The 12,004-nt window shown below is 56.6% G+C and carries 8 protein-coding genes; 2 read left to right on the top strand and 6 right to left on the bottom strand.

Annotated elements, in window-relative coordinates; translation table 11 throughout:
- Positions 1-1,428 (bottom strand): two component system sensor histidine kinase QseE/GlrK, encoded by a 1,428-nt coding sequence (gene qseE / locus BJ887_RS01970; RefSeq protein ID WP_025203453.1) that lies wholly within the window; start codon positions 1,426-1,428, stop codon positions 1-3.
- Positions 1,429-1,962: 534 nt separating this feature from the next.
- A complete protein-coding gene (purL, locus tag BJ887_RS01965; RefSeq protein ID WP_121339130.1) occupies positions 1,963-5,850 on the bottom strand; it encodes a phosphoribosylformylglycinamidine synthase in 3,888 nt (1,295 codons plus the stop codon).
- Between the two features lie 267 nt (positions 5,851-6,117).
- On the opposite strand from purL, the gene mltF reads away from it, so the two are divergent.
- A complete protein-coding gene (gene mltF / locus BJ887_RS01960) occupies positions 6,118-7,668 on the top strand; it encodes a membrane-bound lytic murein transglycosylase MltF (RefSeq protein ID WP_014171200.1) in 1,551 nt (516 codons plus the stop codon).
- Here mltF and tadA read toward each other — a convergent pair.
- From tadA to murQ, 4 genes are read right to left on the bottom strand one after another with little or no spacing between them, the layout of a single operon-like run.
- Complete coding sequence (gene tadA, locus BJ887_RS01955; protein ID WP_020883010.1) at positions 7,556-8,095, bottom strand: tRNA adenosine(34) deaminase TadA; 540 nt, start codon at positions 8,093-8,095, stop codon at positions 7,556-7,558. The genes mltF and tadA overlap by 113 nt on opposite strands.
- 24 nt (positions 8,096-8,119) lie before the next feature.
- On the bottom strand, positions 8,120-8,755 hold the full coding sequence (gene yfhb, locus BJ887_RS01950; protein ID WP_121339128.1) for a phosphatidylglycerophosphatase C: 636 nt from the start codon (positions 8,753-8,755) through the stop codon (positions 8,120-8,122).
- A 3-nt stretch (positions 8,756-8,758) separates the two neighbouring features.
- Positions 8,759-10,120, bottom strand: a complete 1,362-nt coding sequence (locus tag BJ887_RS01945) for a PTS transporter subunit EIIC (RefSeq protein WP_014171204.1) — start codon at positions 10,118-10,120, stop codon at positions 8,759-8,761.
- A gap of 11 nt (positions 10,121-10,131) precedes the next feature.
- Positions 10,132-11,025 (bottom strand): N-acetylmuramic acid 6-phosphate etherase, encoded by an 894-nt coding sequence (murQ, locus tag BJ887_RS01940; protein ID WP_014171205.1) that lies wholly within the window; start codon positions 11,023-11,025, stop codon positions 10,132-10,134.
- 118 nt (positions 11,026-11,143) lie between these two features.
- Between murQ and BJ887_RS01935 the strand changes: the two genes are divergently transcribed.
- Positions 11,144-11,992: a MurR/RpiR family transcriptional regulator gene (locus tag BJ887_RS01935; protein WP_014171207.1), complete on the top strand. Its 849-nt coding sequence runs from the start codon at positions 11,144-11,146 to the stop codon at positions 11,990-11,992.
- The last annotated feature ends 12 nt before the right edge of the window (positions 11,993-12,004 follow it).

The following is a 12,004-nucleotide window of genomic DNA, read 5'->3' as shown; positions in this document are numbered from 1 at the left end:
TCATTGATTTTTCCGGCTCAGGGGCAGTTCAATACGGAAGCAAACATCTGACCGTTCGTCCGTGGCAATTTTCAGCTCACCCTGCATGCGTCGTATGCAGTCCCGGGCAATACTCAGGCCCAGCCCACTTCCTTTTACCGCCCCTTTCCGCTGATGACTTCCCTGGAAAAAGGGTTCAAAGATCATGGTTTTTTCGTCATCAGGGATTGGAGTGCCGGTGTTAGCGACGTCAATAAACACCCGTGAACCATTCGTATAACTTCGGATATAAATGTTACCGGATTCAGTACCATAGTGCACCGCATTGGAGTAAAGATTATCCAGAACGCTCATCAACAGCATCGGTTCCGCGAGGCAGGTTGGCTCACTGAGCTCCACCCCGGTATGCATCATTTTAGCTCTTGCTGGCAAGCTATGGGCGGAGATCACCATATCCACCAGCGGCGCAATATCAACGTTTTCCAGCACCACCGCGCCATCCGCCAGCTTGCGGTTGTAGTCCAGCAATTGCTCAATCAGCTTTTGCAGATTGCGGCTGCTGGCATCCAGGATGTCGACAATCTCTTTCTGTTCGGGCGTAAGCGGCCCCGCCACTTCATCCGCCAGCAGTTCCGTTCCTTCGCGCATGCTGGCAAGAGGCGTTTTAAGCTCATGGGAAATATGGCGCAAGAACTGATGGCGCTGGGATTCCAGCCATGCCAGACGTTCAGAAAGCCAGATAATGCGCTGGCCAACAGAGCGCAACTCGCGCGGGCCTTTAAAGGCGACCGTATCCCCGAGAGACTTCCCCTCGCCCAGGCGGTTAATCATGCGCTGGATACCCTTCACCGGGCCGATGATCATGCGGGTAAAGAGCAGAACCAGACCGAGGCTGACGAGGAACAGCACCAGCGCCTGCCAGCCAAAGAACTGGCCACGTTCCGCAATCTCCTGCTGCAGCTGTTGCCCGCGCGAGAAGATAACCGTGCGGGTAGACTGCACCATCTCGGTATTGGCATTCGCAAAGGCTTCCAGACGGGCAGCCGCTGCGGCATCCGGGCCGCTGTTCTTACACTGCAGTTGCGCCAGATCGTTCAAATCCTGACGTAACGCCTGATAAAGCTTATCGTCCGGCAGCACCCCTGCATGGGCGTCCAGCATTTCACTGTAGCGTTTACGTTGATTCTGATAGACCTTTTCCAGAGTAGGATCGTCAAGCACGCAGTACTGGCGATAGCTGCGTTCCATCTCCAGCGCGGCGTTAGTCATCGCTTCACTGCGTCGGGCGTCGATCAGCGTCGTGCGGTTAGTCAGTGCCGCCTGCGCACTCAACGCGTTGAGACTCTGCCACGCCTGCCATGCCAGGATCAGCAAAGGCAGCAGGATCAGCAGAAAGGCCATCATGACAAGCTGTCGCAGGGAACGAGGAAAAACGGGCCAGCGTTTCAACGCATTACTCTCTTTATCGGGGTTTGAGGAGAGCGTAACTGAGTCTGCCCTTCAGATACAACAAAGCCGGGTAAAAACCCGGCTTTGTCATGGAATGAGGCGGTGCCTAACTCGACGTTTCGCCCTGGCCTGATAAAGCAACGCTATGATCAGTAGTTGGACGGCAGGCACCTTTTTGTGCGTCATTCGAAGTTTATGTAGCACGTCCCGAAGGGGCTGACATAAGAAGGTGAATGAGCCACTGATTAATATTATGCAACACTCGTGCCATAATGCAAAACAATAAATTATCTTGTTGATATTTATCTATTTTATGCAATTATGCTGTTAATTGCCCGCTGAATGATTTCCAGGCTAAGTGTCGCTAAAAAGCAACACCTTAACGACAACCCACCACACCCTATATAATTCAATGAGTTAAATGTCTCCTTTTGGAGACACCACGAATAGCGGATTGTCGCGGTTTTGCGACAGGCACAAAAAAGCCCGGTGGCGTTTTCACGCACCGGGCCTGCTGTGGTAGTAGCGGTACGCTTAACCTAGCTGTTTACGCGCATTACGGAAGATACGCATCCACGGGCTGTCCTCGCCCCAGTTTTCCGGGTGCCAGGAGTTGCTCACGGTACGGAACACACGTTCCGGGTGCGGCATCATAATGGTCGCACGACCGCTTTCGCTGGTCACCGCAGTGATACCGTTCACCGAACCGTTCGGGTTAGCCGGGTAGGATTCTGTCACCTTGCCGAAGTTATCGACAAAGCGCAGCGCCACCAGACCTTTGCTTTCAAGCTGAGTCAGATGAGCTGCATCGCGGACTTCAACCTGGCCTTCGCCATGGGAAACGGCGATTGGCATCTGCGACCCTACCATGCCCTGCAGCAGCAGAGACGGGCTTTGGGTCACTTCCACGAGGCTGAAACGCGCTTCAAAGCGGTCAGACTGGTTACGCACAAAGCGCGGCCAGGCTTCGCTACCGGGGATCAGCTCGCGCAGGTTGGACATCATCTGGCAACCATTACATACGCCCAGCGCCAGCGTTTGCGGACGGTGGAAGAAGGTTTCAAACTCGTCGCGGACACGGCTGTTGAAGAGGATGGACTTCGCCCAACCCTCACCTGCCCCCAGCACATCGCCGTAAGAGAAACCACCGCAGGCCACCAGCGCCTGGAAATCTTCCAGACCGGTACGCCCGGCCAGCAGGTCGCTCATGTGAACGTCGATGGCATCAAAGCCCGCACGGTAGAAGGCAGCAGCCATCTCAACGTGGGAGTTGACGCCCTGCTCACGCAGTACGGCCACTTTCGGACGCGCGCCGGTCGCAATGTACGGCGCGGCGATATCTTCGTTGATGTCGAAGGAGAGCTTCACGTTCAGGCCAGGATCGTTGTCGTTAGCCTTCGCGTTGTGTTCCTGATCGGCACACTCCGGGTTGTCACGCAGGCGCTGCATCTGCCAGGTGGTTTCAGCCCACCACATACGCAGGGTAGAACGGCTCTCGCTGAACACCGCGTGGCCATCCGCTTCAATGACAAAGCGGTCGCCCTGCACGGCTTTACCCAGATAATGCACGCAATCTGCCAGGCCGTGCAGAGCCAGTACGCTTTCAACCGCGTCACGATCTGCGGCACGCACCTGAATCACCGCGCCCAGCTCTTCGTTAAACAGCGCCGCCAGACGATCCTCGCCCAGCGTCGCGATGTTCGCTTCAACGCCGCAGTGCCCGGTGAAGGCCATCTCAGCCAGAGTAACCAGCAGGCCGCCGTCGGAACGGTCGTGGTAGGCCAGCAGTTTACGCTGTGCCACCAGGGCCTGGATGGCGTCGTAGAAACCTTTTAACTGCGCCACATCACGCACATCTGCCGGCTTATCACCCAGCTGACGATAAACCTGCGCCAGCGCGGTCGCTCCCAGCGCATTATGACCTTTACCCAGGTCAATCAGCAGCAGGGCGTTATCTTCAGTCACCAGCTGTGGCGTCACGGTATGGCGCACGTCTTCTACGCGGGCAAACGCGGAGATGATCAGCGACAGCGGAGAGGTCATCTCGCGCTGCTCGTTACCCTCCTGCCAGCGGGTCTTCATCGACATGGAGTCTTTACCCACCGGAATGGTCAGGCCAAGTGCCGGGCAGAGCTCTTCACCCACCGCCTTCACGGCTTCATACAGGCCCGCATCTTCGCCCGGGTGGCCCGCTGCGGCCATCCAGTTCGCGGAAAGTTTGATACGTTTAATGTCGCCAATCTGCGTTGCGGCAATGTTGGTCAGCGCTTCACCAACGGCAAGGCGAGCAGACGCGGCGAAGTCCAGCAGAGCGACCGGGGTACGTTCGCCCAGCGCCATCGCTTCACCGTAGTAGCTGTCGAGACTCGCGGTGGTGACGGCACAGTTAGCCACCGGGATCTGCCACGGGCCAACCATCTGATCGCGCGACACCATACCGGTCACGGTACGGTCGCCAATGGTGACCAGGAAGGTTTTCTCCGCCACGGCCGGCAGGTGCAGAACGCGATTGACCGCGTCAGCCACGGTAATGCCCTGACGATCCAGCGCTTTGCCAGCTGCTTTACGGGTCTCAACGTCGCGGGTCATCTTCGGCGTTTTGCCGAGCAGCACGTCCAGCGGCAGATCGATCGGCTGGTTGTCGAAATGGGTGTCGCTCAGGGACAGGTGCAGCGCTTCGGTCGCTTCACCGATGACGGCATACGGGGCACGCTCGCGGCGGCACAGCTCGTCAAACAGCGGCAGCTGATCGGCAGCGATGGCCAGAACATAACGTTCCTGGGATTCGTTACACCAGATTTCCAGCGGGCTCATGCCTGGCTCATCACTCAGGATGTCGCGCAGGTTGAAACGACCGCCACGACCACCGTCACTGACCAGCTCCGGCATGGCGTTGGACAGACCGCCCGCGCCTACGTCGTGAATAAAGAGGATGGGGTTGGCATCACCCAGCTGCCAGCAGCGGTCAATGACCTCCTGGCAACGGCGTTCCATCTCCGGGTTATCACGCTGTACGGATGCAAAATCGAGATCCGCATCAGACTGACCGGAGGTCATAGAGGAGGCAGCCCCGCCGCCCAGGCCGATGTTCATTGCCGGGCCACCCAGGACGATCAGCTTCGCACCGACTACGATCTCGCCTTTTTGCACGTGATCGGCGCGAATGTTACCGATCCCGCCAGCCAGCATGATCGGTTTGTGATAGCCGCGCAGCTCTTCGCCGTTGTGGCTCTCCACTTTCTCTTCGTAGGTACGGAAGTAACCGTTCAGCGCAGGACGTCCAAATTCATTGTTGAACGCCGCCCCGCCCAGTGGGCCTTCGGTCATGATATCCAGCGCGGTCACAATGCGTTCCGGCTTGCCGAAATCTTCTTCCCACGGCTGTTCAAAGCCCGGGATGCGCAGGTTGGAGACGGAGAAACCGACCAGACCGGCTTTTGGTTTAGCACCCCGTCCGGTTGCGCCTTCGTCGCGGATTTCCCCGCCAGACCCGGTCGCCGCACCCGGCCACGGCGAGATCGCCGTCGGGTGGTTATGCGTTTCGACTTTCATCAGGATATGCGCCGGCTCCTGATGGAAATCATAGCGCCCTGCTTCTCGATCGGCGAAGAAGCGGCCCACGTCAGAACCTTCCATCACCGCGGCGTTGTCTTTGTAGGCAGACAGCACGTGGTCAGGCGTTTTTTCCATGGTGTTTTTGATCATTTTGAACAGCGACTTCGGCTGCTCTTCACCGTCGATAATCCAGTCGGCGTTGAAAATCTTGTGACGGCAGTGCTCAGAGTTTGCCTGAGCGAACATGTAAAGTTCGATGTCGTTCGGGTTGCGGTTCAGCTTAACAAACGCATCCTGCAGGTAGTCAATTTCGTCTTCTGCCAGTGCCAGACCGAGACGCAGGTTGGCGTCAATCAGCGCCTGACGGCCCTGCCCCAGCAAATCGACGCTCTGTACCGGCGCAGGCTGATGGTGGGAGAAGAGTTTCTGCGCATCGTCCAGAGAGGCAAAGACACTCTCCATCATGCGGTCGTGCAGCTCAGCGGCAACGGTTTGCCACTGCGCATCGGTCAGGGTAGAGGCTTCAACGTAGTACGCCACGCCGCGCTCCAGACGGTTAATCTGGTTCAGACCACAGTTGTGGGCGATGTCGGTGGCTTTGGAAGACCAGGGGGAGATGGTGCCTGGACGAGGCGTCGCAAGGATCAGTTTGCCGGTTGGCGTATGGCTGCTCAGGCTTGGACCATATTTGAGCAGGCGTTCCAGCTGTACTCGCTCCTCTGCATTCAGGGGTGCATTCAGGTCAGCAAAATGGACATACTCAGCGTAAATATTGCTTACCGGAAGGTCGGCTGCCTGAAAACGTGCCAGCAGTTTATTGATACGGAAGGCAGACAGTGCAGGCGAACCACGCAGAATTTCCATCATAAGTCTCTCGTCTTCGAAGCGCCGGGGCGCTTACAGTGTGCGCAAGGGGGGAAAACGGGCGTCATTATAGAGAATCCTGAGCGTCGACGAAACCGTTTGCGTCGAAATAAAATCAACGTTTACGTTTAACAATAGATGTGACCTCTCTCTCTAATTTGTTGCCAAGTGGCGTAACTTTACGCAAAATGCCGCTCATTCAATGGCAAACCTTATTCTTAACATGGCTACAGCATACTGAGGCACCCGGCGTCGCAGAGAATTAACTAATTGAAAAAATTAAAGATTAATTATCTGCTCATCGGCATTGTAACGTTGCTGCTGGCAGTGGCCCTCTGGCCTTCCATCCCCTGGTTCGGTAAAGCCGAAAACCGTATCGCCGCCATACAGGAGCGGGGGGAATTGCGCGTCAGTACCCTCAACTCGCCGCTGATTTACAGCGACATTAACGGCAAAACGATTGGCCTGGATTATGAACTGGCGCAGCAGTTTGCCGACTATCTTGGCGTGAAGCTCAAAATTACCGTCCGTCAGAATATCAGCCAGCTGTTTGATGACCTGGATAACAACGATGCCGATATCCTTGCGGCCGGGCTGGTGTACAACAGCGAGCGCAGCAAGAACTATCAGCCAGGCCCAACCTACTACTCCGTTTCGCAACAGCTGGTCTACCGGGTCGGGAGCCTGCGCCCGCGAACGCTGGCGGCGATTAATGCTCAACAGTTGACCATCGCCCCGGGCCACGTCGTGATTGACGATCTGCGTGAGCTCAAGGAGAAGAAATTCCCGGACCTGAGCTGGACGGTTGATCCTAAGCTCGGTACGACTGAGCTGCTGGACCAGGTAAAAGATAAAAAACTGCCCTACACCATCGCTGATTCGGTCGCGATCAGCCTTTTCCAGCGCGTGCACCCCGAAATCGCGGTGGCGCTGGACGTGACAGACGAACAGCCGGTGACCTGGTTTAGCCAGCTTGATGACGATCAGACCCTCTCTGCGGCGATGCTCGATTTCTTCAACACCATCAATGAAGACGGTACGCTGGCGCGTCTGGAAGAGAAATACCTCGGCCACGGTGACGATTTTGATTACGTCGACACCCGAAGCTTCTTGCGCGCAGTCGATAGCGTGCTGCCAGACCTGCAGCCGTTATTTGAGAAGTATGCCCAGGAGATCGACTGGCGATTACTGGCAGCGATTTCTTATCAGGAATCCCACTGGGATACTCAGGCCACCTCGCCCACTGGCGTTCGCGGCTTAATGATGCTCACTAAAAATACCGCTCAGAGCCTTGGGCTGACTGACCGTACCGATGCAGAACAGAGCATCAGCGGCGGCGCACGGTATCTGCAGGATATGATGGGCAAAGTGCCGGAGACGGTGCCTGAAGAGGAACGGATCTGGTTTGCGCTGGCAGCCTACAACATGGGTTACGCGCACATGCTTGACGCGCGCGCGCTGACGGCGAAAACGAAAGGTAATCCGGACAGCTGGTCAGACGTAAAACAACGCCTGCCGCTGTTGAGCCAGAAGCCGTGGTACAACAAGCTGACCTACGGTTACGCGCGCGGGCATGAAGCCTACGCCTACGTGGAAAATATCCGTAAATATCAGATTAGCCTGGTGGGTTATCTGCTGGAGAAGGAAAAAGAGGCGGCAGAAGCAAATCAGCTGGCCCAGAGTTATCCGGTGGTGGCACCGGACGAACTTACTCGCCCGACAACTTCAATTCTGCCTTTTGTTGCTTTTTCTGCTGACGGCGCATTCGAAAGAAATCACTTAATAGCCCCGCACACTCTGGTGCAAGTACCCCACCGATAGTCTGCACCTGGTGGTTCATTCCCGGGTGTCCCAGTACGTCCATCAGCGAACCGGCCGCTCCGGTTTTTTCATCCCGCGCGCCAAAGACCAGCGTGCCGATACGGCTATGCACCATCGCGCCGGAACACATAACGCACGGCTCAAGCGTGACATACAGCGTGGTATCAAGCAGACGATAGTTTTGCAGCACCATTCCGCCCTGACGAAGGGCCATGATTTCAGCGTGCGCAGTCGGATCGTGACGGCCAATCGGGCGGTTCCACCCTTCCCCTATCACCTGGTTATTGTGGACAAGCACAGCACCCACGGGCACTTCCCCCTCGTCCCAGGCGCGCTGGGCAAGCGTAAGCGCATGGCGCATCCAGTATTCATGATCGCGTTCAGGGTTGCACAACGGTTGATACTCCAGTCTAAAAGCGGGCGGCATTATACACACCCGCTATAGATAAGACTATTCGAGTTGCTGAAGTTCGCCTGCGGGCGTGACGCGCCAGCGATGCTGGCAAAAATAGAGCAGTGGGTTGTCCTGCTTGCTGTCGCTGTAGCCGCTGTAAAGACGCAGTGGCGTACCGATTCGCTTCTCCAGTTGCACCACCTTTTCATGTCCCAGGCAGCGCATGGTCAGTACCCATCCACCGTACCCGCGGGTAATTTGCGTGGCGATAAGATTCACCCGCGGCAGCCACGGGGTATCATAATAGACCTGTTCCACCAGCGCTTGCGGGGATCCGGTAATCAACCAGATGTCGGCATCGTTCGCGTCGAGATAGCTGGTGAGCCTTGCCTGAACAACCGGAAACGCGGTCACATGCCCGCGAAACCAGTGCACAAAGTCCTGCTGAAGCTGTTTAAGCTGCGCTTCGCTGCGTCCAAAGGTACAGCCCCAGAGCAACAGGCTCATTGGCCAGCGCGCTGCCCGACCTTTTAGCAGCAGCGCAATGCCAATTACGGGTAAGAGAGGTAATACGAGCAGCGCATTCAAAGGCTGACGCCGCAGCAGGTAGCGCATAAACGTACCAAACATATCCTGCTGATGCAGCGTACCGTCCAGGTCGAAAAAAACAACGCGACGCTCGTGATTTGCCAAACCTTACTCCTCTGGATCGTTGAATCCTAACAGCCAGGTAAACAGGAACCCGGCGATCACCGCTACCAGATAGCCTAACAGATAGAGCATAACTTTTCCGGTCACGATGGTGAGCGCCAGCGGCAGCCCGGAGATCCCGAAGGTGATCACCGTTGCCACTTTCCAGTAGCTGATCAGCGCTCCGCCTACCGCCCCTCCCAGGCAAGCACCGAGGAACGGTTTCCCCAGCGGCAGCGTGACGCCGAAAATCAGCGGCTCGCCAATTCCGAGTAATCCGACCGGCAACGCACCTTTGATCACTTTTTTCAGCCGCGCGTTGCGGGTTTTCATCAGTACGGCAATCGCCGCCCCGACCTGCCCCACGCCAGCCATCGACAGGATGGGCAGCAGCGCGTTGTAACCGTGCGCCTGCACCAGCTCGACGTGGATCGGCACCAGCCCCTGATGCAGACCGGTCAGTACCAGCGGCAAGAAGGTGCCTGACAGCACGGCACCCACTAACAGACCGCCGCGATCGATAGCCAGCGATGCGCCATGGGCGATGGCCTCAGAGATCCAGCCCCCCAGCGGTTGCAACGCCACAATAGCCACGCTGCCGGTGATCAATGTCGTTAACAGTGGATTGAGGATCAGCTCAATTGATCCAGGCAGGAGGGTGCGCAGTTTCTTCTCGATCCAGCACATCAGGATGACCACCAGCAGCACGGCAATCACCCCGCCGCGGCCAGGCTGGAGCGCCTCACCAAACAGGGTTATCTGCGCCAGTTGTGGGCTGGACAGAATACCTGCCATCACTCCGCCCATGGCCAGCGAGCCGCCAAAGACCTTCGCGGTGTTGACCCCCACCAGAATGTTCATGATGGCAAACACGGCGCTGCCGAAAATCCCGAGAATGCCTAATAAATTAGGATACTGGGTCGCGAAGTCCCCTACGATATCCGGACGCTTAAGAATATTGATGATCCCGGTGATTAAGCCAGAGGCAATAAACGCCGGGATCAGCGGAATAAAGACGTTGGCCAGTTGTCGCAGCGCATCGCTCATGGGGGCTTTGTATCGGGCCTTTGCCTGCGCCTTCGTACGTTCGACGTCATCGATCGCCACGCTTTCGCCGCCGACCATCAGCGCACGCATGGCATCCACAACCTGCGCCGCCTTTCCCGGCCCGACAATCAGCTGGTGCTGTTGCCCCTGTTTAACGTAACCACTCACGCCGGAAAGCTGCTTCAGACGCGGCACATCAAGCTGCTCGTCGTTATGCACCTCGACGCGCACGCGCGTCATGCAATTTTCCAGACGCTGAATATTTTTTTCCCCACCGATCCCCTGCAGGATATCGCTGGCGAGCGCTGCTGTTTTGTCCATACACGCCTCTGTTAGTTTTCTAATGCCGCCCGTAAGAACCCGTTATGGGCATTGAGCCTTGCTCTGGCGGCCGCAGCGTCCAGTCCGCTCAGGATCATCAGAATGGCCGGTTTAACATCGTGATCGGTTTGTTTCAGTACCGCTTCCGCCTCTTCGCGGCTTGCTCCCGTCGCCTCCATGACCATACGGCAGGCTCTGTCCACCAGCTTGACGTTGGTCGCTTGCATATCCACCATCAGGTTCTGATAAACCTTGCCAAACTTCACCATCGCGCCAGTGGAGATCATGTTGAGCACCAGCTTTTGCGCGGTGCCAGATTTCAGACGCGTAGAACCGGTTAACGCTTCCGGGCCGACAACCGGAGAGATAGCGATAGCAGCGACCTGCGCAATCGGCGAGCCAGGATTACAGGAAATCGCCACCGTGGTGCAGCCCGTCTTGTTGGCATACTCCAGACCGCCGATAACGTACGGCGTACGCCCGGAGGCCGCCAGCCCAACAACCAGATCCTGAGCGGTCAGATTTAACCCCTTCAGGTCATCCTCACCGAGCTGTTTGTTGTCTTCCGCTCCTTCCACGGCTTTCAGCAGCGCGCCAGGGCCGCCAGCAATTAACCCGACGACCAGACCGTGCGGCACACCAAACGTTGGCGGGCATTCAGAGGCATCCAGCACACCAAGACGCCCGCTGGTTCCGGCGCCCATGTAGATAATGCGACCACCGGCCTTCAGTGCTTCCGCCGCCGCATCGACAGCTTTCGCCACCTCGGGTAATGTCTCTTTCACTGCCTGCGCGACCAGCGTATCCTGTTGATTAAAACGGTTAACCAGCTCCAGGGTGCTGAGCGCATCCAGATCCATGGTTTGTGGGTTACGCGTTTCAGAAACAAGTGAGCCAAGATTCATCTTTTGTACCTCAAGAATTTTTAATTCATAATAATCTCACTATAATGGAATATAAAATTCATTCAGGCGAGCAAAATTCGTATTTGCGCAGACAATCACAATTTCGCCAGGAGAACCTATGAACTGTTTAATTCGCATTCGCCAGCGTTATGCAGGCTTTGCTCAAAGCGATAAAAAGCTGGCGGATTTTCTGCTCTCTCAGCCCGACCATGCCCGCCATCTCAGCTCGCAGCAGCTGGCGAGTGAGGCCGGAGTGAGTCAGTCGAGCGTGGTGAAATTTGCCCAGAAGATTGGCTTTAAAGGCTTCCCGGCTCTCAAGCTGGCGATTAGCGAAGCGCTGGTGAGTAACCCCAATCCGCAGTCGATGCCGGTGCATAATCAGATTCGTGGCGATGACCCGATGCGTCTGGTGGGAGAGAAGCTCATCAAAGAGAATGTCGCGGCCATGCATGCCACCCTTGATGTGAATACCGAAGAAAAATTACTGGAAAGCGTGGCGATGCTGCGTGCAGCGCGACGTATTATTTTGACCGGGATAGGCGCGTCCGGACTGGTGGCACGTAACTTTGGCTGGAAGCTGACAAAAATAGGTTACAACGCCATTGTCGAGCAGGATATGCACGCCCTGCTGGCGACCGTGCAGGCGATGGATGCTAACGATCTGCTGCTGGCGATCTCCTATTCCGGCGAACGCCGCGAGATCAATATGGCTACCGATGAAGCCTTACGCGTAGGCGGTAAGATTCTGGCCATCACCGGGTTTACTCCCAACGCGCTGCAGCAGCGGGCTACGCGCTGTTTATATACTATCGCGGAAGAGCAGGCTACGCGCAGCGCGGCGATCTCCTCGACAAGTGCGCAAATGATGTTGACCGACCTGCTGTTTATGGCCCTGGTGCAACAGGATCTGGAGCACGCGCCAGAGCGTATCCGGCACAGTGAAGAGCTGGTAAAAAAACTGGTTTGAACAGGTAATGAG

The sequence above is a fragment of the Enterobacter sp. WPR_3_1 genome (genome assembly GCF_003635055.1).
Classification (GTDB): domain Bacteria; phylum Pseudomonadota; class Gammaproteobacteria; order Enterobacterales; family Enterobacteriaceae; genus Enterobacter; species Enterobacter ludwigii.
The sequence above is the reverse complement of the archived record's forward strand: the minus strand, read 5'-3'. Positions and strand labels throughout refer to the sequence as shown.